26 protein-coding genes are annotated in these 26,189 nt (G+C 38.3%); 12 read left to right on the forward strand and 14 right to left on the reverse strand.

Going from position 1 to position 26,189, the window contains the following annotated elements:
• Positions 1–33: 33 nt before the first annotated feature.
• From BEN71_RS15050 to BEN71_RS15075, 6 genes are all read right to left on the reverse strand, one after another.
• Positions 34–1,788, reverse strand: a complete 1,755-nt coding sequence (locus tag BEN71_RS15050; RefSeq protein WP_068974811.1) for an ABC transporter ATP-binding protein — start codon at positions 1,786–1,788, stop codon at positions 34–36.
• 11 nt (positions 1,789–1,799) lie between these two features.
• Complete coding sequence (locus tag BEN71_RS15055) at positions 1,800–2,939, reverse strand: ABC transporter permease (RefSeq protein ID WP_068974812.1); 1,140 nt, start codon at positions 2,937–2,939, stop codon at positions 1,800–1,802.
• A 7-nt stretch (positions 2,940–2,946) separates the two neighbouring features.
• Entirely contained in the window at positions 2,947–3,885 is a 939-nt protein-coding gene (locus BEN71_RS15060) for an ABC transporter permease (RefSeq protein WP_068974813.1), read from the reverse strand.
• A gap of 15 nt (positions 3,886–3,900) precedes the next feature.
• Positions 3,901–5,901 (reverse strand): M3 family metallopeptidase, encoded by a 2,001-nt coding sequence (locus BEN71_RS15065; protein WP_068974814.1) that lies wholly within the window; start codon positions 5,899–5,901, stop codon positions 3,901–3,903.
• A gap of 110 nt (positions 5,902–6,011) precedes the next feature.
• A complete protein-coding gene (locus tag BEN71_RS15070; RefSeq protein WP_406565254.1) occupies positions 6,012–7,817 on the reverse strand; it encodes an ABC transporter substrate-binding protein in 1,806 nt (601 codons plus the stop codon).
• An 18-nt stretch (positions 7,818–7,835) separates the two neighbouring features.
• Entirely contained in the window at positions 7,836–9,620 is a 1,785-nt protein-coding gene (locus tag BEN71_RS15075) for an ABC transporter substrate-binding protein (protein WP_068974815.1), read from the reverse strand.
• 673 nt (positions 9,621–10,293) lie between these two features.
• On the opposite strand from BEN71_RS15075, the gene BEN71_RS19270 reads away from it, so the two are divergent.
• Genes BEN71_RS19270 through BEN71_RS15095 form a run of 4 tightly spaced genes read left to right on the forward strand, consistent with a single transcriptional unit; the run spans position 10,294 to position 12,898 of the window.
• Positions 10,294–11,100, forward strand: a complete 807-nt coding sequence (locus BEN71_RS19270) for an energy transducer TonB (protein ID WP_227542619.1) — start codon at positions 10,294–10,296, stop codon at positions 11,098–11,100.
• Positions 11,101–11,155: 55 nt separating this feature from the next.
• A complete protein-coding gene (locus BEN71_RS15085; protein WP_068974817.1) occupies positions 11,156–12,022 on the forward strand; it encodes a MotA/TolQ/ExbB proton channel family protein in 867 nt (288 codons plus the stop codon).
• Between the two features lie 14 nt (positions 12,023–12,036).
• On the forward strand, positions 12,037–12,462 hold the full coding sequence (locus BEN71_RS15090) for an ExbD/TolR family protein (protein ID WP_068974818.1): 426 nt from the start codon (positions 12,037–12,039) through the stop codon (positions 12,460–12,462).
• A 16-nt stretch (positions 12,463–12,478) separates the two neighbouring features.
• Positions 12,479–12,898, forward strand: coding sequence for an ExbD/TolR family protein (locus BEN71_RS15095; RefSeq protein WP_068974819.1), 420 nt, complete (start codon positions 12,479–12,481; stop codon positions 12,896–12,898).
• 143 nt (positions 12,899–13,041) lie between these two features.
• Here BEN71_RS15095 and BEN71_RS15100 read toward each other — a convergent pair.
• The 6 genes from BEN71_RS15100 to BEN71_RS15125 form a co-directional block, all read right to left on the reverse strand.
• Positions 13,042–14,201, reverse strand: a protein-coding gene (locus BEN71_RS15100; protein ID WP_117276768.1) for an IS3 family transposase whose coding sequence is annotated in 2 segments (ribosomal slippage) — positions 13,042–13,967 and positions 13,967–14,201 — 1,161 coding nt in all. Because the reading frame shifts where the segments join, the coding sequence is not laid out codon by codon here.
• A 24-nt stretch (positions 14,202–14,225) separates the two neighbouring features.
• Complete coding sequence (locus tag BEN71_RS15105; RefSeq protein WP_068974903.1) at positions 14,226–14,714, reverse strand: hypothetical protein; 489 nt, start codon at positions 14,712–14,714, stop codon at positions 14,226–14,228.
• 137 nt (positions 14,715–14,851) lie between these two features.
• Complete coding sequence (locus BEN71_RS15110) at positions 14,852–15,196, reverse strand: zinc ribbon domain-containing protein YjdM (protein ID WP_068974904.1); 345 nt, start codon at positions 15,194–15,196, stop codon at positions 14,852–14,854.
• A gap of 91 nt (positions 15,197–15,287) precedes the next feature.
• Entirely contained in the window at positions 15,288–15,641 is a 354-nt protein-coding gene (locus BEN71_RS15115) for a DUF488 domain-containing protein (protein ID WP_068974905.1), read from the reverse strand.
• A 23-nt stretch (positions 15,642–15,664) separates the two neighbouring features.
• Positions 15,665–16,111, reverse strand: a complete 447-nt coding sequence (locus BEN71_RS15120; RefSeq protein ID WP_068974906.1) for an SRPBCC family protein — start codon at positions 16,109–16,111, stop codon at positions 15,665–15,667.
• A gap of 141 nt (positions 16,112–16,252) precedes the next feature.
• Complete coding sequence (locus tag BEN71_RS15125; RefSeq protein WP_068974907.1) at positions 16,253–16,621, reverse strand: ribonuclease E inhibitor RraB; 369 nt, start codon at positions 16,619–16,621, stop codon at positions 16,253–16,255.
• 198 nt (positions 16,622–16,819) lie between these two features.
• Here BEN71_RS15125 and BEN71_RS15130 point away from each other — a divergent pair, with 198 nt between their 5' ends.
• Complete coding sequence (locus BEN71_RS15130; RefSeq protein ID WP_068974908.1) at positions 16,820–17,440, forward strand: hypothetical protein; 621 nt, start codon at positions 16,820–16,822, stop codon at positions 17,438–17,440.
• 49 nt (positions 17,441–17,489) lie between these two features.
• The gene (locus BEN71_RS15135) at positions 17,490–18,140 is read left to right on the forward strand and encodes a hypothetical protein (protein WP_068974909.1); all 651 of its coding nucleotides are present in this window, start codon (positions 17,490–17,492) and stop codon (positions 18,138–18,140) included.
• A 38-nt stretch (positions 18,141–18,178) separates the two neighbouring features.
• Here the strand turns inward: BEN71_RS15135 and BEN71_RS15140 are convergent, their stop codons facing one another.
• Positions 18,179–19,189, reverse strand: coding sequence for a metallophosphoesterase (locus tag BEN71_RS15140; RefSeq protein ID WP_068974910.1), 1,011 nt, complete (start codon positions 19,187–19,189; stop codon positions 18,179–18,181).
• Positions 19,190–19,285: 96 nt separating this feature from the next.
• Here BEN71_RS15140 and BEN71_RS15145 point away from each other — a divergent pair, with 96 nt between their 5' ends.
• Positions 19,286–20,914, forward strand: coding sequence for a phospholipase D family protein (locus BEN71_RS15145; protein ID WP_068974911.1), 1,629 nt, complete (start codon positions 19,286–19,288; stop codon positions 20,912–20,914).
• 47 nt (positions 20,915–20,961) lie between these two features.
• Here BEN71_RS15145 and BEN71_RS15150 read toward each other — a convergent pair whose 3' ends face one another.
• Positions 20,962–21,774: a lysophospholipid acyltransferase family protein gene (locus BEN71_RS15150; protein WP_068974912.1), complete on the reverse strand. Its 813-nt coding sequence runs from the start codon at positions 21,772–21,774 to the stop codon at positions 20,962–20,964.
• 288 nt (positions 21,775–22,062) lie between these two features.
• Between BEN71_RS15150 and hflX the strand changes: the two genes are divergently transcribed.
• From hflX to BEN71_RS15175, 5 genes are all read left to right on the forward strand, one after another.
• Entirely contained in the window at positions 22,063–23,394 is a 1,332-nt protein-coding gene (hflX, locus tag BEN71_RS15155) for a ribosome rescue GTPase HflX (RefSeq protein ID WP_068974913.1), read from the forward strand.
• Between the two features lie 43 nt (positions 23,395–23,437).
• Positions 23,438–23,809 (forward strand): hypothetical protein, encoded by a 372-nt coding sequence (locus tag BEN71_RS15160; RefSeq protein WP_068974914.1) that lies wholly within the window; start codon positions 23,438–23,440, stop codon positions 23,807–23,809.
• Positions 23,810–23,818: 9 nt separating this feature from the next.
• A complete protein-coding gene (locus BEN71_RS15165) occupies positions 23,819–24,487 on the forward strand; it encodes an LrgB family protein (protein WP_068974915.1) in 669 nt (222 codons plus the stop codon).
• A 91-nt stretch (positions 24,488–24,578) separates the two neighbouring features.
• On the forward strand, positions 24,579–25,028 hold the full coding sequence (locus tag BEN71_RS15170; protein ID WP_068974916.1) for a DUF2147 domain-containing protein: 450 nt from the start codon (positions 24,579–24,581) through the stop codon (positions 25,026–25,028).
• A gap of 260 nt (positions 25,029–25,288) precedes the next feature.
• Entirely contained in the window at positions 25,289–25,735 is a 447-nt protein-coding gene (locus BEN71_RS15175) for a DUF2147 domain-containing protein (protein ID WP_068974917.1), read from the forward strand.
• Positions 25,736–26,189: the final 454 nt, after the last annotated feature.

Here is a 26,189-nt window from a genome sequence, read left to right on the forward strand (position 1 = left end):
ACTCCTTAAAGTGGCTTCATCCAAATAAGACAATCAAATATATTCACTCGTCCCTTGCGGAATCGCACTTAACAAACGCTTTGTATATTCATGCTTAGGCGACGCATACAACTCATCTGAATTGGCGATTTCAACAATATCACCATGATTCATTACCATGATTTGATCAGAAATATATTTCACCACAGACAAATCATGTGAAATAAAGATATAGCTCAAACCATATTCATCCTGTAAATCTTGCAATAAATTCAACACTTGCGCCTGAACTGAGACATCCAGTGCAGAAACAGATTCATCACAAATCAAAATTTCAGGTTTTAAAGTCAAACAACGTGCAATCGCAATACGTTGACGTTGCCCGCCTGAAAATTCATGCGGATAACGGTGAAATGCCTGCGCAGGTAAACTGACTTTTTCCAGTAAATCCAAAGCCATTTTTTTACGTTCAGCATCATTCGCGCCAATCTGATGAACTTGCATTGGTTCCATCAAGATTTGCCCCACAGTAAAGCGCGGATTCAATGATGCGTATGGATTTTGGAAAATGATCTGAATCTTACGTTGATATTGTGTAAAATCTTTGTCAGACATTGCCAAAATATCTTTGCCTTGGAACAGCGCCTTACCACCTGAAGCTTGTTGCAAACGCATCAGCAATAAACCAATGGTGGTTTTACCTGAGCCTGATTCACCGACCAGCCCTAAAGTTTTACCTTTTGCCAGTTGGAATGATGCACCTTTCACCGCTTGGAATTCATCTTTAGCAAAGAAACCTTTACGACTAAAAAATGATTTTTTCAAATCTTGCACATCGAGAATGATTTCTTCATTGCCTGTTAAACCACGTTGACGATCAGCCTTTTTCGCTTCTGATAAGTTCCCATTTTCAATGGCTTGATCATCTTTTTGCGTCATAAAATCATTGATCGTCGGTAAGCGATACGGACGACGTGAAAGTTGCGGACGACACATTAGCAGTGCTTGGGTATAAGCATCTTGCGGATTTTCCAATACTGCTTTAGCTAGACCTTGTTCACGAATCTCACCATGACGCATCACGATCACTTCATCTGCAATTTCACCAACCAATGCCAAATCATGCGTAATAAACAACATCGACATTTGACGACGCTTACGCAATGATTCTAATAAATCAATAATTTGTTTTTGAATAGTGACATCGAGTGCCGTGGTCGGTTCATCAGCAATCAGTAATTTCGGCTCACAGGCAATTGCCATTGCAATCATGACACGCTGTTGCTGACCACCAGACAACTGACTTGGATATGCATCAATCTTACTTTCAGGTGCAGGAATGCCGACTTCTTTGAGCAACTCCAAAGCACGTGCTCTCGCCTGTTTGCGCCCATAGCCCAAATGAATCCGCATAATTTCAGCAATCTGATCGCCCACAGTAAAGACTGGATTCAGTGAAGACATCGGCTCTTGGAAAATCATGGCAATCTCTTTACCACAGATTGCACGCTTTTCCTTTTTACTAAGGCTGAGTAAATCCTTTCCTTCAAATATAATTTTACTTTTTTCAGCAATTTTAGACTGACCTTGGGGCAATAACCCCATGGTTGCCAAAGACGTGACCGATTTACCACTGCCCGATTCACCCACCAAAGCCACAGTGGTATTGGCTGGAATTTGAAAAGAAATCCCTTTCACAGTTTCCACAAATTGCTTATTTTCACCCTTGAAACTAACGCTCAGGTTTTCAACACTCAACAAAACATCAGAATTTGTTGATGCAGAAGTTGTCGTTGCTTGTTCTAACATCGTTCTGCTCCTTATTTGAGTTTTGGGTCTAATGCATCACGCAATGCATCGGTGAACATGGAGAATGCTGTGACTAAAATCGCCATCGCGACCGATGCAGCAACCAATTGCCACCATTTACCTAAGATCAATTCACTTTGCGCTTCATTCAACATACTGCCCCAAGACACCACGCCCACAGGAACACCAAAGCCCAAGAAGCTGAGAATCACTTCTGATTTGATAAATGAAACCACAAGAATCGACATTTGCACCAAGGCAATATGACTGACATTCGGAAAAATATGTACAAACATACGGCGCATATTACTGACACCAATCGCTTTGGCAGCCAGTACATACTCACGAGAAGTATGTTTCAAATATTCCGCACGAATTAAACGAAATACCCCAGTCCATCCCGTTAGTCCGAGAATGAGGACAATGGAAAGAATACCTTTCTGTTGAAGCACCGCAGCGATTGCCAAAACCAAAAGTAGGTATGGAATAGAAGTGAAAATGTTATAAAACCAGTTCAGTACATCATCCACCCATCCACCAAAATAACCGGCGATTGCCCCTAAAATTGTCCCAATCAAAACTGCAACAAATGCTGCGACCACACCAACAATAATTGAGGTTTCCGCACCTTTAATGGTTTTTAATAGAACATCCTGTCCCCATTTATCCGCACCAAAAGGTAAAGTTTGTTTTAACTCACTTTGCTGATCAAGAAGATGCCCACCGAGTTGCTGATCAATCGCTTTCATATCTTCTGCAAGTGGATCTTGAATACCGTAATAATCAATCGCACCACCCGAAGCTTGTTCTGTTGCAATTTCAGCATTCAGTTCTTTGATCACATCTTTCAAAGGGTCAACAGGATTTTCAGGCAGTGCTTCGACTGTTGCTGCTTTTTTAGCAGGATCAGTATTACTCTGATCCGCCCCAATAAAGGTCGGCGGTGCATAGCTGACCGCGACTTCTTTATTCCAATCTTTTGCAATCAATCCTGTCATCGACAGAGTTAACATGACAAAGAAACATTGCACGACAAATAAGGATGCCATCGCGATACGATCTGCTTTCAGGCGTCGCATTGCCAACTTCCACAGTCCCGGTGAAGTCTGTTCGTCTTGAGCATCTACTTTTTTAGATAAAATTCCAAGCATGGCTCACCTACTTCAACTGTACGCGTGGATCGACCACTTTATAAATCAAGTCAGCCACAAGGTTAAAAATCATCGTTGCAGCAGCGACATATACCGTGATCGCTTTAATGACAGGAAAGTCACTTCGTTCTACCGCAATAATCACCTCACGACCTATCCCAGGAATCCCGAAGAATCGCTCAATTAAGAAAGCACCAATCAGCAATGCAGGTAAGCTCGACATCACATCGGTAATAATCGGAATCGAAGCATTACGAAGAACGTGAATACCGAGAATACGTCCCTCACTCGCCCCTTTGGCACGTGCAGTCCGCACATAATCTTGATTGACTTCATCTAAAACAAAACTACGGTATAGACGTAAAGTGGGTGCAATACTCACCACCAACATGATTAGAATTGGGAGTAATGAATATTTGAATAGATTTTCACTAAAGCTATCACTCCAACCTTGGACAGGAAACCAACCCAATTTATAAGCCAGCCCATATTGGAACACGATGATGTAGACCAAAATACTGATCGCCATTGCCACTGTACACAGCATCATCACCATACGATCTGTCAAAGAACCACGCACTGAAGCAACCGCTAAAGCAAGGATAATTGAAATCACGGTTTGTAAAATAACCAGTGGAATCATGATAGTGAGCGATGGTCCCAGACGAGTCAAAATAATGTCTGATACTGATTCGCCTGTACTCCAACTATAACCATAGTCAAAAGTGACGATTTGTTTAATGAAAATCCATAACTGCACATAATAGGGTTGGTCAACACCCAACTGTTGACGAATATTTTCAATTTGTTCTGGATTCGCCATTTTCCCTGCAAGGATATAGGCAGGATCTCCACCGACCCAGTTAAACAGGAAGAAAATCAGCAACACGACTCCCAACATAGTCGGAATCATTTGCCAAATACGGCGTGTGATATATGCCAACATAGTTTTAAATCCCGATTAACGTTGACCCGTAATTTCTTTAAAGAACGCTTTGTTATCTGGCTCTCTGCCTAAGAAATCCACCACCAATTGCGCAGCTTTCTTCTGACCACCTTGTGACAAAATCGCCTTACGATAACGCGCGCCAACTTCTGGATTATTTAAGTTATCACCAAATGCTGAGAGCATGTCGAGTGCCATGACTTCCGACCACATATAGCCATAATAGCCAACTTGATAACCGCCCATGATATGACCAAACTGTCCTGGGAACTCTGTGCTTGGGACATGACCGAGTGCCGTATCTCCTTCGAGTTTTTTCCAAACATCTAAAGGCTGCGTTTTAAGTGCATCTTTCGTATGCAATGCCATATCAAATTGTGCATATAAAGTCTGACGTGCATAACGCAAACCACGACCATAGTTATGTACTGCTTTGAGTTTTTCAATCAGTGCATCATCGACACGTGGACAATCTGGTTTACAGTAATCTGCAAGTGTCGATAAAGTTTCTTTACGACGTGCCCATTCCTCATACATCTGCGAAGGTGCTTCAACAAAATCACGTTCTACAGAAGTGCCTGATTGTGAGGCATAGCGTGTATTAGAAAGAATGCCATGCAGTGCATGACCAAACTCATGTACAAAAGTTTCTAGTTCATCACTATTCAAACCTTTGCGGTTAAAGTTGGTGACCAATGCTGAAATCGGTTTACGTCCTGTTAAAGTACTTCCGCCATGTACACTCCACACCGCTGCATGACCATATTTGCCTTCACGCGGGAATTTATCCATATACAAGCCACCTAAAAGCTGACCTGTTTTTTTATCAGTGACATCATAGTATTCAACTTCATCTTGCCAAGTTTCAACTTTGGCAGGTTTGAAATCGATTCCATAAAGGTTGGATGAAATGGCAAATAACCAATCTTGAGAAGCTTGAGTTGGGAAATATTCACGTAGTTTTTCTTGGTCTACCTTGTATTTTTCTTGACGTAACTTCTCGCTCCAATAGCCCTCACTCCAGCGATTAATCTCAGCTTTTTCAATCGGAATATTTAAAGTTTTGGCTTTGAATTCACGTAAAGTTTGTACTTCTTGCTTTTCTAAAGGTGTCACGGTTTTGTGTACATCATTCAAGAAGTTATTGACTGTTTCTGGATTTTTCGCCATGCGATTTTTCAGAGTCCAATCTGCATAACTGGCTTTACCAAACAACTGCGCCAACTCATAGCGCAAGTCCATCGCTTGCTTCAGCAATACTAAATTCTTTTCTGTACCACGACGTGTATAGGCGATTTGATAACGCTTACGTGCTTCATCACTATCGGCTAACTGCATGAATGGAAGATATTCAGGATACTCAAAACCGAGCAGATAATTACCCTTTTCATTTTTCTTTAAATTGGCAATATAGCTGTCAGGTAAACCCTTTAACTCAGCGGGGGTAAATTCTAGTTTTTCAGGATTATCACGCACATTACGTGCATATTCTTGTTGAATCTTGGTCAACTCGTCCAAAATCACTTTTAAACGCGCTTGCTTTTCCGCAGGCAATTGCACGCCTGTATCTTCAAAACCATCTAAAATATCTTGACGAAACTTTTGATCAATCTCATTGTCCGCTTTGGATTTCACAATTTGCTGATACAAGTTTTTATCTTGATATACCTCAGTAAGAAACTGGCTAATTTTAACTTCACAATCATCCGATGCTTTGCGTAGATCAGCATTTGGATCGACATTACTCATTAAACCGATAGGACCATAAAAATATTCAAATGTTGAGAAAATCTGATCCCACTTTGCTAAAACATCCGCGGCAGGTGCATTTTTCTTCAATTTAATTTTAGCAAATTCAGCCAATTTTGCTTTCGTCCCTGCAATATTGGCATCACACTGTGTAGGAATATCTTTGGCTTGAAGCTTAGGTAAAGTACTACGTTCAGTATTGGCAAAAGCCAATTGCCCCATTCCTATCGTAAGCACACATAGTGTTGTGAGTTTGAATGCTTTCATTTTCCATTTTCTCCATTCTTCAATTTATTAAATTTCTAATTTCAATCTATTTACATTTCAAAATTTAGCCTAGATACCACATCCAGCCCACTGTGAGAACTTGATTTAACTTATTTTTTTAAATCAAAATACATCCATTCAGATGGTAAAATCGGATGCTTTTTAAAACCAATCACGCGTGGTTGCGCCAAGGCATTACGATAACGTGAGGACGCAAATTGCACAGGCATATACACTTCCATGATTCTTGCCATTTTGCGATATAAAGCATCACGCTCAGGACTCGGTTTCATTTTTTGCGTCTGCTCATACAAACGATCATATTCAGGAATTTTCATACAACCATTATTGGTGGCATGAATATTTTTGCCATAAAACAACTGCATAAAGTTGTCAGCATCAGGATAATCCGCCACCCAAGCAGACGCTTTAAACATGGTTTTACACTGCTTTTCTGCTTTTAATGATTCAGCAAATGGCATCGACTTGGTGGTCATTTTGATTTTAATATTATCCAAAGTCTTTTTCCAAAACTCAGCACCCTGCTGACTGCGTGCTGTATTCCCTGTCGTCATTTCGATCACCAAAGGTTCACCATTGGGCAATGTCCGCCAACCATCAGCGCCGACTTTATAGTGATAACGATCTAAGAGTAAATTGGCGGCTTTGATTGAATAAGGAATACTGCTTTTATAGTTCGGGTCATGACCGACAATACCTTGTGGAATTGGATATTGCAGTTTTTCAGCATCACCTTTCGATAACACTTTGATCTGTGTATCTGCTGAATATGCCATTGCCATCGCACGGCGTAATGCAATCTTATCTTTGCTTAAACCACCAACAACAGGATTCCGCATATTCCAATAATGATAGTCAATAGATGGATCAAGAATACGAGACAGTTGTACACCTTTTTTGGCTAACTCAGGTTTCAACTTTCCATCCTGAATGGCTTGAACCACCAAATCACCATCTAAAATAAACAGATCAGTTTCATTCTTACTAAAAGACAACCAACGTGATTGTCCCTCTTCCATCACTTGAATATCGACCACACCAATTTGAGGCATTTTTTTGCCTTTCATTGCATCTACGATTTTTTGATCTTCAGATGTAGATGCTTTGAAATCCCAAATATAACTACGAAAATCAGGATTGGCTTTGAGGATGATCCGTGAACCTGGCACCCATTTTGATAAGACATAAGGTCCTGTGCCCACTGGATTCTTCATTGCAAATCCAGCTTTATCACGATAGTGTTCAATCACTTCACGTGCAACAGCCCCTGCAGGTTGATGCGCCAATAGCATAGGAAAATTTTGATCAGGTTGTGTCAATTTAATCACTAATGTATAGCGATCAGTCGCTTTTAAACCCTCAACTGGACGATCATAATTAAATTTGCCTGTTTTTTTGGCATCTGCAAGAACACTATCCATTCCTGCCACTTTGCCATCAAGCAACCAACTATTCGGTGAATGTAAACTAGGATCTAACAGTCGCTTATAAGAATAGACATAATCTTGCGCAGTGAGTTCTCGTGGTTTTCCTTTAAATACAGGATCTTTGGCAAAAAAAATGCCTTTTTGAATTTTAAAGGTATAAGTCAGACCATCCGCACTGACTTCAGGCAATGCGACTGCTGTTCGTGGAACTAATTTTGCAGGTGAGGCTAAATAATCGTATGTGTACAAACCTTCAAAAATAGAATTATGCACATGAGCAGAATAGAGATCTTGTGTACCTGCTGGGTCAAACCCTGTCTCCGCAACTGGAAATACATAGCGTAATACTTTATTTGGGTCTGCCGGACTTTTTGCATCTACATTCATCGTCACTGTCGAAGCCATGCTCGCAAACAGAATACTTGCCCCAATCTGTTTAAACTTCCGATTAAAATTATCCTTCATCATTCCCTTCAACTTCATTCTTTATTTTTTAACTGGCTGAATATCGACATATTGCCACACGCTATTCATCATTGGATGTGCTTTATAACCTTGCACTTGCGGATGCATTAGCCAACTACGTAAGCGTGTGCTCCCTACAATCCATGGATTATCTGCTTCAATTTGACGATTCATTTTTTCATATAAAGGAACACGTTGCTGTGGTAGCAATGCTAAAGCTTGTGTGTAAAGTGAATCATAGGCTTTGGACTGATAACAACTGATATTACCTCGACCAGAGTTCGGTCCATATAAAAGTTGTGCGAAGTTTTCACCTTCGGGAAAATCAGCAATCCATGCACTGCCCCACAGCATATATTTACATTGCATGGCGGCTTTCATATTGTCAGCAAAATTACTCACAATAAACTCACTGCGCAATCCAACTGCATCTAAATTCTTTTTCCATAATTCAGATAAAATCACATCTTTTGAACTACTTTGCATCAAGAATTTGATGCTTAAAGGCTTACCATTTGGCAAGGTTCGATAACCATCTTTACCTTTTTTATAGCCAAAGCGATCGAGTAATTTATTGGCAAGTAAAGGGTTATAAGCAATACTACTTCTATATTTAGGGTCATAACCTTGCACCCCCTCTGGAATGAACATTTCAGCTTTTGTTGCTTGCCCTTTATATAATTGTTTGATCGACTCTTCATCATTATAAGACATCGCAATAGCACGACGTAACGCAATCTTATCGAGACTAAAACCACCAATCACAGGATCTTTCATATTGATCGAAGTATAAGTCACTTCAGGATCTTTATTTTGAAATAACTTAATGCCGAGCTTTTGTAGTGCTGGTTTGAGTTGCTTACCATCTAAAGCTTGCGGGACAGCATTTGAAGTAAGTTTATCGTAATCAAGTTGCCCCGATTTAAATGCGAGCCAACGTGATTGTTCTTCTTCGATAATGCTGATATTGACCTTGCCCACTTGAGGCATTTTTTTACCAGCCATCTCCTTGACCAGTTGATTATCCCATGCTGTACCTGTGGATTTATAATCCCAAGTAAAACCACGATAGTCAGGGTTTGCGACCAATTCAATTTTACTGCGTGGCACATAGCGACTGAGTTGATAAGGTCCTGTTCCGACTGGATGTTGGCCTAGACGATCACCATAAAATTCAACCACTTCTCTAGCTGTAGCACCAAAGGTCACATAGGCAAGAATATACGGAAAATTATAATCAGAACGCGTTAAAGTAATTTGTAAGGTATATTTATCCAGTGCTTTTAGCCCAGCAATCGGTGCGTCGTAGTTAAACTTACCTGTTTTTTTCGCAGAATCGACCAGTTGATTTAAGCCAACTATTTTACCGTCAATGAATGAGAACGTTGGTGAAACATTTTTAGGATCACTGATCCGCTGAATCGAATAAATATAATCTTGCGCAGTTAGCTCACGACGCTTTCCTTTAAAAGCAGGATCGTCGGTAAAATAAATTCCTGATTTTATTTTAAATGTATAAACTTTGCCATCTTGCTCAATTTTAGGTAAGGTCTGAGCGGTGTTGGGAACCAGTACTACTGGCCGAGCAAGGTAATCATATTTTAATAATGGCTCAAAAATCGCCTCTGCAATATTGCCACTATAAAAATTATAAGTTTTGACCATATCAAAACCATCATCTGGCGCTTCAAATGCTAGATTTAAAACTTTATTTGGCTGTGCAGGTGTTTTCGCAACTGCTAGCCCCCCACCACTTATTGCACACGCCAGTAGCGCAACTTGTAAAAACTTCGATTCCAAATTCATACCTATCTATTTTTATTTATCAAATTGGGTTAAACATCCTGTTTATATTTCCATCATCTTCATGCGCCATTTGGCAATGCCTTAAACAGTAAAATAACACTAGAGAAAATTAGATGTTATAACAGTTTAAATTTAAATCAAATTTCATTTTTTAAGTCCAACTCAACCCAATTTAATTTATTTTTATCTTGAGGTCTGTTGACATTTGTTGCGTAAAAATAAAGAGATAGTAAATTGATTAAAACGAGGAATAAATGCTCTGCATCCTGCACTATATTGTCCTGCATTGTAGGTATATGACTATTTTCCACATCAATCTTTCAGGTGATAAAAATCTTAGATCTTTTGTACTCACCATACGAATAAGATTTTTTTAGTAAAATGCTATATATTTTTAAGAGTTATAGCGATATAGTTTGCACTTAGTTCACCGATAACAATACAGCAATATCGAGAAATACAATAAATAGATAATTTCCAATACAGTTATGACACATATTTCTTAAGCAAACTGATGAGTTTGGTTATCTAAATAATGACGTATAGGTTTTCATTGGTATTTTTCAAATCTTGTTTAGGCAAATTTAGACCAGATTTGTGAAATGATTTTAAATCAATCAAAAATTAAATGTTGTCAATATTTTATTGTTTAACGCTTATTATGGGAGTAAAGATGGGCAAGCGTTTTACAGAATTAGAAAATAGCACAACCAAGCGCTTCGTTAGTTTGGGTATCGTTATTCTCCTACATCTTATAGTTCTCTATGGATTAAGCACGGCGCTATCAAAAAAAGTAGAAACGCCAACAGAAGTTCCTGTCGAAGCCCTTATTTTTCAGGACACTGTACCTAAATCTGAAAGCTTACATGTGGTTAATCTGCAATCTAAATCCGCTGTCGCAGTAAAAAAAACAGCGAAAACGACACACGCCAAAAGCAATAAAAAACCATTAAGGAAAGCTAAATCTACTTCATCCAATTCAGCAAGTTCGGCAAGTTCGGCAAGTTCGGCAAGTTCGGCAAGTTCGGCAAGTTCGGCAAGTTCGGCAAGTTCGGCAAGTTCGGCAAGTTCGGCAAGTTCGGCAAGTTCGGCAAGTTCGGCAAGTTCGGCAACAGATACCGAATTACCAGCTTCAAGTCCACAAGCCTCATCAACATCAACAGCATCCTCTTCAACCACAACAATAAAACCAAAAGGTGAAACGCGTGGTGTCACCGCTGGGGAAAAAGCCTGTAAGCGCCCAGAATATCCAGATGACGCAATAGCAAAGAAAGAACAAGGGAGCATTATTGTTTCACTCTTTGTCAGTCGTAATGGTGTTGTAAAAGAATCGAAAATTAAAAAAACCACTGGGAGTAAAGCTTTAGACCAAGCAGCAGCTAAGGCTTTCAGTTTATGTGGTTTCAAACCCGCATTAAAAGATGGTGAACCTCAAGATGCGTGGTACGACATTCCTTATGAATTTGAACTGGATGAATAAAGAACAATGCACAAATTAGCAATGAATAAATTAATAAAAATTTTGGAGATAACAGATGTATAACACACGATCAATTCAACGTTTTATCTTCGCAGGAATCTTAGCAACGAGCACTTTACTTCCTATTGTTTCAGTATTTGCAGAAGAAGCGTCCACAATGGCTGTAGCTGTAGAAACAACAAATACAGTATCAACTGATGTACCTGTACCTCCACCACAACCTGTTACTGTTCAGCCAGCAGCTAATCCATACGGTTTTGAAGCCTTATGGAATGAGGGAGATCTAATTACAAAATCAACAATCTTCATTTTATTACTCATGTCAATTGGGACGTGGTACATCATCATTACCAAGTTTATCCAACAAGCAAAAATTAAGCGTCAAGGTAAAGAAGCTGAAGCGAAATTTTGGGATGCCGCTTCGATTGATACAGCCGCTGAAACTTTAGATGAAGCAAGTGCATATCGTTTTATTGCTGAAAAAGGCATTAACTCGACTAAAAAGCATGGTGGTAACTTACTTGAACGGATTGATTTCAACACTTGGGTGACGATTTCTATCCAACGTGCCATTGATAAAATCCAGAGCCATTTAAGTGGTGGCTTAGCTTTCCTAGCAACTGTTGGCTCAACCGCACCATTTGTTGGATTGTTTGGTACAGTTTGGGGAATTTACCATGCATTAACAGCGATCGGTATTTCAGGTCAAGCATCGATTGATAAAGTTGCAGGTCCTGTTGGTGAAGCCTTGATTATGACTGCAATCGGTCTTGCTGTCGCAGTACCTGCTGTACTGGGTTATAACTGGTTAACACGTCGCAACAAAGCAGTATTAGACAATGTTCGTACTTTTGGTTCCGACTTACACACTGTACTACTCAGTGGCGAAATCAAAAATGATTCGAAAAGCGATAGCAAATAAGCGAGGCGACAACCATGGGAATGAATATAAGCTCAGGTGATGATGAAGATGATGTAATCTCAGCCATTAATACCACCCCTTTGGTTGATATTATGTTGGTATTATTAATTATTTTCCTCATTACAGTCCCAGTTGCAATCCATACTGTTCCAGTGAAGTTACCTGAAGAGAAGAATACTCCTTATGTAACTAAACCCATTAATGTTCAAATTGCAGTCAATAAAGCAGGTGATATTTTTTGGAATGAAAAGTACATTGCAGACAAAGCAACACTGATCAGCCGTCTACAAGTTGAAGCTAAGAAAACACCTCAGCCTGAAGTTCATATACGCGGTGACCAAGTTACAAAATTTGAAGCCATCGATGAAGTGATCAGTGCCGCAAAGAATGCAGGGATCGGTAAAATCGCTTTTGTCACTACACCTGTCGCAGCACCATAGTCGGGAGAAACATCTTATGGGTATGAATGTTGGTTCCAATAAAGACGATGATGATGTGATGTTAGACGTCAATATGACACCACTTATTGATGTGATGTTGGTATTGTTGATTATGTTTATTATCACCATACCAATTCCCAATAACTCGATTAACATTGACTTGCCTAATGGCGCGCCACCACCACCAACCAATGAGAAACCACCTGAGCCTGTTAACTTAAAAATTGATGCGCAAGGTAAAATTTTTTGGAATGGTCAGCCCGTTGCAGATAAACAGGCTTTAGAAGTTTTGTTTAATGGTGTAGCACAACAAAAAGATCAAGACACGATCAAAGTGCAACCTGACAAAATGACTGAATATAAAGATGTTGCAATGGTCATGGCGGCTGCTCAACGCTCAAATGTGAAAAAGATTGGTATTTCAGCCAGTCAATAAGCATCAAAATTAATCTAAAACCGCTCAACATAATTGTATGGGCGGTTTTTATATAAATAAAAGCGGTTTTTTAATGACTCATAAAGACTGTACAATTACTCGAACCACTACATCCGCGTTTGTTCAATTAAATCAAATTGATCCTAGACAGTATCGTGGACAATCGATCCCTCTAAATTCTTGAAATATTTCTGTTCAAAGGCTTCTGGACTTAACCAGCCGTTTGCAGAATGCCTTCTGACCCGATTGTAATAAATCTCAATATAATCAAACAAGACCGCATTCGCCTCTTTTCGAGTCGAAAACACACTGCCATGTACCACATGACCTTTTAATGTATGAAAGAAGCTTTCAGTCACTGCATTATCCCAACAGTTTCCACGTCTAGACATACTCTGAGTACAATCATTTTTCAGTAACAGCGCTCTAAAATCACGACTACAGTACTGTGAGCCTTGGTCCGAATGAACCATAACACCAGTTGGATAACCCTGACGAGCCATTGCATAGTTAAACGTATCACACACCAACTGGCGGTCTATTCGATGGCTGGTTTGCCACCCCACGATACGACGGCTAAATAAATCTAGCATCACACATAAATACAACCAACCTTCTTTAGTGCGGATATAGGTAATGTCTGTTGTCCAGACTTTATTAGGCTGAGTAACTGTAAATTGGCGATCCAACAAGTTGGGTGCTGTAGGCAAACGATGGGTTGAATCAGTCGTATGCTTGTATTTACGCGCAATCCTGCTACGTAAACCAAGCTTTTTTAGCATCCTTCCAATAGTACGTTCGCTCATGTTGTAACCTAAATCATGCATGTCATGTACTAATGAAGGTGCACCCAATCGTGCATGATGCTGCCAATATACGGCTTTTAAGTCATTATATTTCTGTGCCGTATTGGCTTGACGTTTTCGCCAGGCATAATAGCCTGAAGTGCTGACACCTAGGTATTTACAGGCAGAAGATACGGTGACTTCATTCATATCTAGATCTTGAATTACCGTGTACTTTTCTTGGCATGATCTGTTAGAAAGTACACATGCGCTTTTTTTAAGATGTCATTGGCTTCCTTGAGCTGTTTGACTTCTTTCTCTAATTCCACGATCCGCTGTTGTTCTGGTGAAAGTTGACGTTTGCTTGAACCTGCCGGATTGGTTTCACGAATCCATTTATCTAATGTTGAATAACCCACACCTAATTTCTGGGCGATTGCAGCTACAGACTCGTGTGAGTTTGAAAGTGCATAATCAATCGCTTGCTGTTTAAATTCGGGACTAAAACGTTTAGCCATTTCTTGAATCTCCAAAGATTAAAGTTACGTTATCTTTAGAGGGACGTGCTGTCCATTATTTTGTCTAGGATCAAATTGTTCAGAAGAATCATGTTGTGCAATCGTCGCGTGTAACGCAAAGTTTGCCCCACCTACGTTATTCCAGTGCTCAATAAACCACTGCATACAAACCTGTGAAGCAACAGACCAAATATCTACGCCTTGCGCTAAATATTCAGCCTCGAATGACTGAGGATAAACCCCATCAATCAAAATCAAATTTGGATCGATGACACTCGGATAACGAGCTTCACCATTGACTAAAACAAAATGTTCAGAATGATCTTCATCTAAAAAGAACACTCGAATTGGAAATTGTTCTGTAAATTGCTCTGAGAATATCTCAAAAGCTAAAGTTTTCACTTCAAGCGGATAACGCTGTTGAATGAGTTGCACTAATACAGGTACAAGTAAGCCATCGAATGTTTTTAAATGGTTTAAGATCTGAGATTGAACGTCTTGATTTTGATTCATCTTCGCTATTCTTATTCAACAGTTATACACAAAAGGATGCTATTGAATATTCAATAACATCCTTACAACACACCCAGCGCAGAATGACTAAAAGCCTCCGCTGTTCTCAATAGATTTTCGCTCAATCTCAATGCGTATTAAGCTTTTTTCACAAACTCAGATTTTAGTTTCATCTGACCAATACCATCAATTTTACAATCAATATCGTGACCATCACTGCTATCTGCAACTAAGCGAATATTCTTCACTTTCGTACCGACTTTCACCACTGACGATGAACCTTTGATTTTCAAATCTTTAATCACAGTGACCGTATCACCATCGACTAAAACATTTCCAACAGCATCTTTAATTATGGTTTGCTCATCAGCTTGCCCTTGCTCACCCTCTTTCCACTCATGGCTACATTCAGGGCAAATCAACAAATCTGCGTCTTGATAAGTATATTCAGAATTACATTTTGGGCATGCAGGTAAAGACATAATAAAACTCAAGAACAATTCAAAAAGATGATCATATCATTTATATATTTTTCATCAACTTAAAAACCATATTTAAATTAAGGAATAAATACTATTTCAATGTCGCCAATACATCGATCAATACCGTGACATGATTATGCCCTTCATTTTTCGCTGCTGTAAGCAAGGTCACCGTTTCATCATTGGTCAATTGCTTTAACTCAGCCAATTGAGACTGAACACTTTGCAACTCAGCCTTATACCTTTGCTGAAACTCATCCCAACGATTTTCAATATCTTCGTGATACCATTTACGCAGTTCATTGGATGGCGTGATTTCTTTTAGCCACAGGTCAATTTTAGCATCTTCTTTTTTAATACCACGTGCCCATAAACGATCAACAAAAATTCGTTTGCCATCATTTTCAGACGGCGCCTCATAAATACGTTTGGTTTGAATCATTATTATCCCTTATTTTTATTCAAATTTTACTGATCTGGAATACTTGGATTCACCAGTAGCCCAAACAATTGTAGTGATTCTTGCCATCCTAAATAACAAGCCTCAACAGGTATCATCTCTGGAATTCCAGACTGAGTAATATTGACCTCAGTGCCAACAAGCACACCTTTGATCTCGATAATCACTTCAATTTCCCCTGCCAATTCAGGGTTATCAAAATGATCAAAATAACGAATCCGCTGATGAGGAATCAATTCAACATACGTTCCGCCAAAAGAATGGGTTGAACCTGTTGAAAAATTGGTAAATGACATTCTATAAGAGCCCCCAACGACAGCATCCATCTGATGGACTTTTGCGGTAAAACCATGTGGTGGCATCCATTTTACAATAGCATCTGGGTCTAAAAAGGCTTTATACACTCGTTCTGGTGGGGCACTAAATACACGGTGCAATTTCACAGTATTGCTCATACTCATATCCTTGAGTGTTTTTCTTAAAAATTCAGTCTACTGCGATCTATTATTGAGCTTTGTATGGCTTTAGTAGTTTGAAACTTAAATAAAAAAGCATATCAGACAAGATATGCTTTTTTTACTTTCGATCGATAAGAATTATTCTTCTAAATCTTCATCATCAAAAACATAGGCAGTACAGCCCCAACCATCATATTCGCCTTCATGTTGCTCTGCAATCTTGGTAAACCATTGTTCTAAATCATCAATATCTTCATGCTCAGGATACATATTGACATAAACCGTAATCACCCATTCATTCGGATCAACTTCCTCATCTAAATATAAAGAAATTTTCTGTTCTTCATGAAGTAAATAAATGGCACACTTTTCAGCCAATTGCTGAGTTTTAAAATACAAAGAAAATTCAATTTCATGAATTTCTTCAAGATCGTCACCATCTTCGTGCATTTGCCAAAGCAAATTACCATTGTCATTTTCTGGGAATTTTTCTAAATCACGAGTCATGGCATCGTCCTTATTTCAGTTTTAAGTATTGAATTTACAATATCAAAGATTTATGACAGTTTTAAAATATTGCCGATTCACACACAAATTACTACTTTTATTTCACATTGTTTTGTAATAAAAATAAATATTATCAATTGAAAATGACACGCCTGATGTGTTGGGCGAAAAATAATTAAAGAAAAATATAGGTGTAGAATGCCACAATTTAGCCCACAACAACGCCAAGAAATTTTCTCACTACTTCAACAAAATCGCAAAGTTGAAGCGGTCAAATGGGTCAAGGAACATTCAAATCTAGGCTTAAAAGAGTCCAAAGACTGGATTGAACAACTGATTGAAAATCCTAGTTTTGATGATAGCGATAGTCATCATCTCGACTCTGGTAATTTAGACTTTGAACCCGATGAAACGCTTTACCCTCTTCATAGCAGTACTTATAAGGCACTTCAAAGCCAATATGACACAGGTGAAATCTATATCTTTTATCAAGATGGTCGCAAAGAACTCATCGATGAAGATCATCCTGAATGGGATGCCATCATGGATCAATTTGCTCATGGAGAACACTTTGAAACAGCCGATGAGTTTTTAGATGCAATGGAAGTGAGAAATGAGGAAATTTTTCATCGAGATTATCAAAGTGACACTACAAATACTTCCCAAAACCAACACTCATACTCTCGCCCCATGTCAACAAAGACTCAACCCGTAGGCATCGAAGATCAATCTAAGAAAAATGGGCTTTCACGCCTTGTTATAATCATTGTGATTGTCATCATTGCGGTCATGGTTTATCAGTTTATTGGCAAGTCTTAATATTCTATTGTTCGGTAATCCAAGCCTTTGCATAGGGAAATAATAAAAAATGAGCCAATTAAAGAAACTTAATCCTGAACAATTACAGACCTTTGTTGATTACATACAAGCTAATCGATTAGATCAAGCTGAAATGTTCTTGATCGAAACAATCAACTTAAAACCCACTGCGGCAAATAATTTGGTTCAACTTCTGCACGAAGATGCAGACGCACTGCAAATGTTTAAAGAAAATCCCCAGATTTTAGATCAACAGCAAACTGACTCAAACACGAAATCCAAAATAGAATCAAACACTTTTGAGTTCAACTTTCATTCTAGTAAAATTAAGATGACGGATAAAGATGGAAAAACCACCGAAATTAATGATCAAAGCCCTGAATGGGACAACATTAAAAAACAACTTAACATCGACTTATCTCAACCCGATGCGCTATCCAATCTTGCAAAGAACTTGATGGATGGACATTTGCAAATGAATAGTACCGAGTCCAAAGGCTTTGATTCGAGAAGTTTTGACTCAATTTTTACCAGCAATCAAACCACCGAGACCACACAGCATACAACTTCAAATCACCCCAATATGCCTAACTCTGGTGTAGAAGATTTAACAAAGTCGAAGAAATCTAGCTCTATTTTACTTATCATTGGATTGATTATTTTCTGTGGCATTCTTGGGTTGTACTATTTTAAAGCTTGAAGACTTTAATCTGAGCTCACCCAATGCTCCACAAATAACTAACTCAATTCAATAATATCAATGGTGGGCGGTACTCGAAAACGGAATGGAACACCAACCATTCCCGTTCCAACACTGACAAACACATCCGCATTGGCATGTTTATATAATCCACGTTTATGTCCCAAAATTGATACTTTTTTCATGACATAACTGGTCAGCCACGGCAATTCAACTTGTCCACCATGGGTATGCCCTGACAGCATCAAAGGACGTGTTGAAAGTACTGGAACCATATCCACAGTATCTGGATTATGCGAAAGAATTAACCAAGGTTTATCTTGTGGTAAATCAGGCATATATCGCATATCTGCTTTACCCGCCCACAGATCACCTACCCCAATCAACCTAAAATCATCAAATTCGACAATTTTACCCTCAATATCCATGACATTATTGACTTCAAGCGCATGTGCCAATAAAGCTTGAATCGGAGGTCCTGGATATTGTTCATCATGATTACCATTGACAGAATAAACAGGAGCTTGAATGTCTTTTAAAATCGACAATTCTTCTGCCAATTTATTTTCAGGCTCGTAAGTCCAATCTCCAGCAACAACAACAAAATCAGGCTGTTCCAAGTTCACTTTTTTGACAATGGTTTTGAGTTGACGCTCATGCCCTGAAAAAAGTCCAATGTGCAAATCCGCAAGTAGCGCCACTTTAATCGGTTTAGTAAAGGCTTTGTCTTGTCCTAATTTATATTGGATATGCTGAACATGCACCGTATGCGGCTCTATAAAGCGTGCATAAATCAATAAAGCACTAAGCAAAAATATAAAAATACTTTCGTGTAAGGAAAATTGACCGATCCAACCTGCATAAATGCTAAAAAATAACAACGGAATTAATAAATAAGACAGGTAGAATGCTAATAAATGGACAAATGACTTAAAAGGATGGATCGTTTCAGTTCTAGACTGGCTTAACCATGCTTGGCTTATTCCCCAAACTGCAAGCACGATAAAGCTAAGATAAAAAATTGAGCTTATATTTAGGGTTGGAAACATATTCAATCTCTTAAGTACAAAGTACTCGTCATCTCATTATTTATCTTTCAGAATATCCTGATTATACTCTAGCACGGATGAATCTCAGAAAATATTATGCAACGAACGATCAATCGTAATACTCAATTACAGCAAAAACATGACAATCAACCTGCAAAATCATGGTTAATTGTGATCAGTTCATGCCTTTTTCTTAGTCTTTCAGCTTGCAGTACACTTCCGAAACAGGAAACAATTAAGCCAGAATATGCTTTTGACACAGACACTCAAGATACTGATTTAGCAAAAATTATCACACCTCTAAAAAGTCAAAATCCTGAACTCACCGGCTATCATGTTTTATATGATCCACTTGAAGCGATTGCCGCACGAATTAATCTAATCGAAAAAGCCGAAAAGACTTTGGATCTACAATATTACATTTGGGACAATGACAAAATTGGTTCATTGGCATTGTATAAAATCATCGAAGCGGCAGATCGTGGGGTAAAAGTTCGCTTACTCATTGATGATAATAATGCAGGTAAAATGGAGGGCGTTTATCTTGCACTTGATCAACATGCCAATATTGAAGTAAAGCTCTTTAATCCCTATCGTTTTAGAAGTTTACGCCCTGTAGATATGGTTTTAGATTTAAAACGTATTAATCGTCGTATGCATAACAAAACATTTACCGCAGATAATCAAATTTCATTGATTGGCGGGCGCAATATGAGTAATCAATACTACAATGTCAGTGATAATTATCAATTTTCAGATGTAGATGTGATGCTCGTTGGGCAAGCAGTTGATGATATAGCACATTCTTTCGATGAATATTGGAATCATAGCTATGCCTATCCTGTGAGAAATATCGTTAACCATAACAAATACACCTTACGCTATGACAGCTTAAAAGAACAACTCACCAAACATTATCAAGAAATTACCGTACAAAACTATTTAGATCTTAGTAACCGTACTCACGATTTTGATCAATGGCTCAACCATAACATTCAACTTGATTGGGTCAAAGCTGAAGTTGTGAAAGATGCACCAGATAAAATCCAAGCAAAAGCCAAGAAAGAACAGCATCTTGACTTCCAAATGGTTAATCGCTTAGAAACACCAACTGAAAAAGTAGATCTAATTTCAGCTTATTTTGTCCCTCAAAAAGAAGGGAAAGAAAAACTGACTGAATTGGCGAACAAAGGTGGGAGTGTTCGTGTTCTGACCAACTCATTTAAAGCCAATGACGTCGCTTTAGTTCATGCTTTTTATGCAAAATATAGAAAAGAATTACTCAAAAATGGAGTAGAACTTTATGAGTTTCTGCCTGCTGTTTCAGAAGAAAATCTATATGCAAACTCCAAAGAAATTTCAAAAAAAGCAAAAGTGAGTTTAAAAGGTTTAAGTCGTTCAAGTTTACATGCCAAACTAATGGCACTTGATTCAAAACAAGTTTTTATAGGTTCTTTTAATTTTGATCCGCGTTCAGCCAATTTAAACACGGAAATCGGCGTAATTATTAACAGTCCTCCATTGGCAAATGCAGTGCATAAAACCATGGATGATAATTTAAAAAAATATGCTTATAAATTAGTCCTTGATTCAAAACAAAATATTAACTGGCTCAAAGAAACACCTTCTGGCATCGTCACTTTACGTAAAGAACCTAAAATGAAATGGTGGCAAAAAGCTGGAGTTAAAATGATTTCATGGTTGCCAATCGAAGGCTTTATGTAAGCCTTCGATAGATAAACCATATAAAAAACTCAAAATAGATTAGGCGCTTAAACTTGCCCTAATACCTCTTTTTGCAAATCTTCTAAACCCTGTTGCATCGTTTGTTGAACCAATGCCGTCAAACTTTCAACAGTATGGCCCTCGGTTGAAATTGCTGGAAAAGTTTTTAAATGTGCTGTGACTTTCGGCATTTCCAACACACCCTGCACATTTTCAACAAAAGTTTCATTGCCGATAAATGGTACAACGTTGTCTAACTGACCTTGTTTATTGACATAGCAAATCACACAAGTTTGCACTGGTTTTTTCGCTTCAATCGCTGCACCGAGGATACGACCATGGACTTTTTTAACTTTCGTGCCATCGGTCGTAGTCGCTTCTGGGAAGAATAAAACGGGAATATCTTTCGTTAAAAATTCAGCAATTTGCTCGCGAATACGAACTGAATCACCCGACCCGCGTTTGATGAATAAAGTCCCTCCACCTTTAGCAAGATTGCCTAAAACAGGCCAACTCTCGATTTCAGCTTTTGCCAAAAAAAAGACTCGCGCACCTGAACCCAAAACAGCAATATCTAACCAAGAAATATGATTACTCACCCACAGTGCAGGTTCACGTGGAATTTCCCCATGTACACGAACATCGACATTAAAGACTTCACTTAAACGACGACAGAAATACTGAACATAACGGGTATTTTTAGGATTATTTGGATCTTTGTAGAGCTGATGGCGATAAACCAAATAAAAACCTTCGGCGACTGCTGAAGTCCCTGCCACCAATTTTTTACTGTATAAAAATAGTTTTGAGAATGGATTTAAACTTGATTTCGACTTTTTGGTTGCTTGTTGTTGAGTCATAGACATTCACTAAACAGAATATATTTCATATTAAACTGAGATTATTGTATACGCATCTTGATCAACTTGCATTGATCATAAAGACATAAACGATAATTCGTACACTTAAAATTTAGCATGGCAAAATGCACAAAAATAAGCATGATTTAATTTTAAATGTTTCATAAAAATTTACTTTCAAATCAAACCCCATGAATTTAATTGTCATACTCAAGCGCCTGTTTAGGATTTACAGCACAATTTCCTTTAGAATGAATCTATTCATTTAATGTTTGAGTTTAATCATCTGTGGAATACTTACAGCAAAATCAAGGTGGTGAAAAAACCATTTTAGTCAGTGTTAATGTACAAATCTTGGAGGATTTGGATGCTGAAGAATTTCGTTTGCTGGCAAAATCTGCAGGTGCGGAGATTTTTGAACATTTAACTGTACAAAGAATTAAACCTGACCCTAAGTTTTTTATCGGTTCAGGAAAAGCAGAAGAAATTGCTGAACTGGTGCATGTTGAAGAAGTACAACTGGTGATTTTTGACCAAGCCCTTTCCCCTGCTCAAGAGCGTAATTTAGAACATATTTTAAAATGTCGTGTGATTGACCGGACAGGCTTGATTCTCGATATTTTCGCACAACGTGCACGTACCCATGAGGGTAAATTACAAGTTGAACTGGCTCAGTTAGATCACCTTTCTTCACGTTTAGTTCGTCGACATAGCAATCTCGACAGTCAAAAAGGCGGGATCGGTTTGCGTGGACCAGGTGAAACCATTCTTGAAACAGACCGTCGTTTACTGCGTATCCGTATGGATCAACTTAAAGATCGTCTAGAAAAAGTCCGTAAAACACGTATTCAAGGTCGTGCAGCACGTCAAAAAGCCAATATTCCAACAGTTTCTCTGGTTGGTTATACCAATGCTGGAAAATCAACGCTATTTAATATTTTAGCTAAAAGTGATGTTTACGCAGCAGATCAGCTCTTTGCTACGCTAGATCCGACATTGCGACGCTTAAATTGGGATGGGATTGGTACATTGGTTCTTGCTGATACTGTCGGTTTTGTACGCAATCTGGCTCATTCTTTGGTCGAATCTTTTAAAGCGACTCTAGAGGAGACTTTAGAAGCCACATTATTGCTCCATGTGATCGATTCAAGTAGCCCAGACATGATGGAACAAATTGATGCAGTAGAAACAGTCTTGCATGAAATAGGGGCTGATATTCCGACCCTAAGGGTCTATAACAAGATTGATCAAAGTGGTGAGGAAGCTAAAATCATTTATGCAAAACCTCATCAACCTGAACGTGTATATGTTTCAGCGCATAGTCAACAAGGCTTAGACTTACTCCGCCAAGCAGTACATGAATGTTTAATGGGGCAAATTCAGCGCTTTGAAGTGCGTTTAAAACCTGCTTATGGAAAATTGAAAAATCAACTCTATGCACTAAATGTCATTGAATCTGAACACTATGATGATGAAGCAAACTTACTTTTAAATGTCCGCATGGCACCCCAAAAGTTAGAACAATTAATTAAACAAGCGCATTTACCCATTGATGAAATACTAGGAACGAAAGCCAATCAGTTCAAAAAACCATTAGAAGAGTTTGAAATAAAGCCTTAAATCGGTTAAAACGTGAAAGGTCAAACTTTATAAATTAAAACACATGGAACAGTTAAAACGCGTTGATTGGCAAGCTTGGATTTTTACCATCGGGTTAATTATTTTTTTCCGAGAAGCTTCTGTTTGGGTCATGTCACAGTTTAATCATCCTGAACTTGGAAATTTAACAGGGCTTCTTAGCTTGTTATTTGTACTGGTCATTTGGCGTAGATTTAAAAAGATCCCTTCCCGTCTGGTCGATACGAATAATAAATTGATGAGAGAAAGTGGTTTTGCTTTTTTACCCGTCTGCGCAGGCTCACTGATCATGCTGGTCAGTATGGGCAAAGAAATTCCGTTATTTTTGGTTGTCATGTTTATTAGTACGCTGATTCCATTGTGGATTTACGCAAAAATGGCAAAAAAGTGGTTATAGGAGATTGAAATGTTAAGTGTACTCACCGGATTTTTCATCACCCTAATTGCTTACCTTGCTGCAAAACCGATAAATAAGCGTTTTCCTCAAGTTCCACTTTTAGTGATCGCGATGTTTCTTGTGATCGGTATCTTGCTTATTTTGAGAATACCTTATGAAAAATATAATGCGAATATGAATGGGCTATTTAGCCACCTCTTAGGCTATGTCACTGTAGCTCTAGCAATTCCTCTGGCATCCATGCGCTATGACGATCTACCACTCAAATCTGTGATCGGTATTTTAGTCTTCGCCAGTGTCAGTGCAGTTGCCTTACCGATGAGCTTGGCATACTTGCTGCATATGTCAGAACCAACCATCATGGCGTTTGCAACACGTGCTGTCACCACGCCAATTGCGATCAACATCGCAACTTTGTTGCACTCACCAGTCACTTTAGTGATTTTAATTGTTATTTTATCAGGTGTGATTGGATCAGCATTTTCATCCATTATTTTACGTAATATCAATGATGAACGTGCTTCAGGTCTTGCTCTAGGCCTTGCAGCGCATGCAATTGGGACTGCCCAAGCATGGCAGCGCGGTACAGTTGCTGGTCGTTATGCTGCGTTTGGAATGGCAGTGAATGCTGTATTCACCGCAATCTGGTTGCCAACATTTATACTTTTTATAAAATAATTGCGACTTTATTCACTTTTCACGTGATTGCATAGAGTAATTATCCAGCTTAAGATAAATTAAATTACCCATTTCGATAAGGATTCGATAAATGAGGCTCAATAAATTTATCTTAAGTGCTTTATTCTGTTCTATAAGTTTTAGCAGTATGGCAAAGGACATCACTGGTATTTGGAAAAATATTGATGATAAAACTGGCTCATCCAAAGCAGTCCTAGAAATTCGTAAAGAATCCAACGGAACCTATACAGCTAAAATTATTAAAATTACACCACGCCCAGGTTACACACCTAAAGAAACTTGTATCGACTGCCCTGCGCCCTATACAAACAAACCAATCTTAGGTATGGATGTACTTAAAAACCTCAAACAAACGGATGAAGATGATTTTACTGGTGGACGAATTATAGACCCGCTAACAGGTAAAATTTATTCAATGAAAGCCAAACTTAATCCAACGGGTAACCGTTTATCACTCAGAGGATATGTCGGTGTTTCAGCATTGGGGCGAAGCCAAACTTGGATTCGTGAAAGCCAATAAATCGCTAATATTGCCTAATAAGTCTAGTCTGCTGATCTTTGATCAATGTGGTTCTTAGTCACACACCGACTAAGATTACTACTCTGCACTAGACTCTGCATATTATTCGAAATTAAAACACCAAACCAAAATTTTATAAATAATGAGCAATAATGTTTCTCTCCATGTATATATTTGTATATAAATCATAGGGCTTGGTTTTACATGGATGAAGCAATAATAATTTTTATGCCAAACAAGGCTTTACTAGGGATGTATAAATGAAAAAAGGACTTTTCAGCTGTATATTATTAGGGATAACAAGCTGGACACATGCAGCCGATATTATAGGAACTTGGCGAACTGTTGACGATAAAACAGGATATGTACGTGCTTACATTAAAATTGAAAAACAAAGCGATGATACTTATATCGGTAAAATTATCAAAGACTTTCCAGCACCTGGTGAAACCCCACTGACTCAATGCCGTAATTGCCCTGCTCCATTTACCAATAAACCGATTATTGGGCTTACCATTCTGCAAAAAATGAAAGTTGATCCAGATAATCCCAATCACTATATTGACGGTGAAGTCCTTGATCCTCGTGCAGGAAAACTTTATCACGGGAAGGCACGCCTAAATGCAAGTGGAAACCGCTTAACGCTAAGAGGTTATATCGGTATTTCCATGATTGGGCGTAGTCAGACATGGATCAGACAAGAATAGCGAAAGGATTCATTTGCTCTGTCGAATAGAGTAAATCACTTCTTTATATTAAAAACTAATTCTACTCAATAAAAACCACTGTAATATCAATACTTAGTAAATTGGCTATATCTCTTAAGTTTTAAATATAGTCAATTTACTGCTATTTAATACAGCACAAAAAAATAATCAAACAAAAACTCACATTAATAATTTTTTTTGTGATATAAAACACAATAACATTTAAGTCATTCATAAATACATTATTAATTAATAGAATTTAATTATATAATGTGGATTATGAATTAAAACTAAATAAATTTATTTTTGTTAAAGTAAAACGATCTATTGGTGATATACATAAGCTTTAACAAATGAGAAAAAATTCTTCTCGAAAGCTATATGGTTATCACCGTACTCGGTCATACCTAAGCAAGGTTAGAAGTTGACTCAATGCCAACTTTAACTACGGTGG

It is taken from the genome of Acinetobacter wuhouensis (assembly GCF_001696605.3).
Lineage (GTDB): Bacteria > Pseudomonadota > Gammaproteobacteria > Pseudomonadales > Moraxellaceae > Acinetobacter > Acinetobacter wuhouensis.

Coding starts and splice junctions, on each gene's coding strand:
- BEN71_RS15075 (WP_068974815.1), bottom strand. CDS start 9,620: ATGAATTTGGAATCGAAGTTTTTACAAGTTGCGCTACTGGCGTGTGCA.
- BEN71_RS15135 (WP_068974909.1), top strand. CDS start 17,490: ATGAGCCAATTAAAGAAACTTAATCCTGAACAATTACAGACCTTTGTT.
- BEN71_RS15175 (WP_068974917.1), top strand. CDS start 25,289: ATGAAAAAAGGACTTTTCAGCTGTATATTATTAGGGATAACAAGCTGG.
- BEN71_RS15145 (WP_068974911.1), top strand. CDS start 19,286: ATGCAACGAACGATCAATCGTAATACTCAATTACAGCAAAAACATGAC.
- BEN71_RS15125 (WP_068974907.1), bottom strand. CDS start 16,621: ATGACTCGTGATTTAGAAAAATTCCCAGAAAATGACAATGGTAATTTG.
- BEN71_RS15085 (WP_068974817.1), top strand. CDS start 11,156: ATGTATAACACACGATCAATTCAACGTTTTATCTTCGCAGGAATCTTA.
- BEN71_RS15055 (WP_068974812.1), bottom strand. CDS start 2,939: ATGCTTGGAATTTTATCTAAAAAAGTAGATGCTCAAGACGAACAGACT.
- BEN71_RS19270 (WP_227542619.1), top strand. CDS start 10,294: ATGGGCAAGCGTTTTACAGAATTAGAAAATAGCACAACCAAGCGCTTC.
- BEN71_RS15150 (WP_068974912.1), bottom strand. CDS start 21,774: ATGACTCAACAACAAGCAACCAAAAAGTCGAAATCAAGTTTAAATCCA.
- BEN71_RS15130 (WP_068974908.1), top strand. CDS start 16,820: ATGCCACAATTTAGCCCACAACAACGCCAAGAAATTTTCTCACTACTT.
- BEN71_RS15140 (WP_068974910.1), bottom strand. CDS start 19,189: ATGTTTCCAACCCTAAATATAAGCTCAATTTTTTATCTTAGCTTTATC.
- BEN71_RS15160 (WP_068974914.1), top strand. CDS start 23,438: ATGGAACAGTTAAAACGCGTTGATTGGCAAGCTTGGATTTTTACCATC.
- BEN71_RS15120 (WP_068974906.1), bottom strand. CDS start 16,111: ATGAGCAATACTGTGAAATTGCACCGTGTATTTAGTGCCCCACCAGAA.
- BEN71_RS15170 (WP_068974916.1), top strand. CDS start 24,579: ATGAGGCTCAATAAATTTATCTTAAGTGCTTTATTCTGTTCTATAAGT.
- BEN71_RS15060 (WP_068974813.1), bottom strand. CDS start 3,885: ATGTTGGCATATATCACACGCCGTATTTGGCAAATGATTCCGACTATG.
- BEN71_RS15050 (WP_068974811.1), bottom strand. CDS start 1,788: ATGTTAGAACAAGCAACGACAACTTCTGCATCAACAAATTCTGATGTT.
- BEN71_RS15090 (WP_068974818.1), top strand. CDS start 12,037: ATGGGAATGAATATAAGCTCAGGTGATGATGAAGATGATGTAATCTCA.
- BEN71_RS15070 (WP_406565254.1), bottom strand. CDS start 7,817: ATGATGAAGGATAATTTTAATCGGAAGTTTAAACAGATTGGGGCAAGT.
- BEN71_RS15165 (WP_068974915.1), top strand. CDS start 23,819: ATGTTAAGTGTACTCACCGGATTTTTCATCACCCTAATTGCTTACCTT.
- BEN71_RS15095 (WP_068974819.1), top strand. CDS start 12,479: ATGGGTATGAATGTTGGTTCCAATAAAGACGATGATGATGTGATGTTA.
- BEN71_RS15105 (WP_068974903.1), bottom strand. CDS start 14,714: ATGAATCAAAATCAAGACGTTCAATCTCAGATCTTAAACCATTTAAAA.
- BEN71_RS15110 (WP_068974904.1), bottom strand. CDS start 15,196: ATGTCTTTACCTGCATGCCCAAAATGTAATTCTGAATATACTTATCAA.
- BEN71_RS15065 (WP_068974814.1), bottom strand. CDS start 5,901: ATGAAAGCATTCAAACTCACAACACTATGTGTGCTTACGATAGGAATG.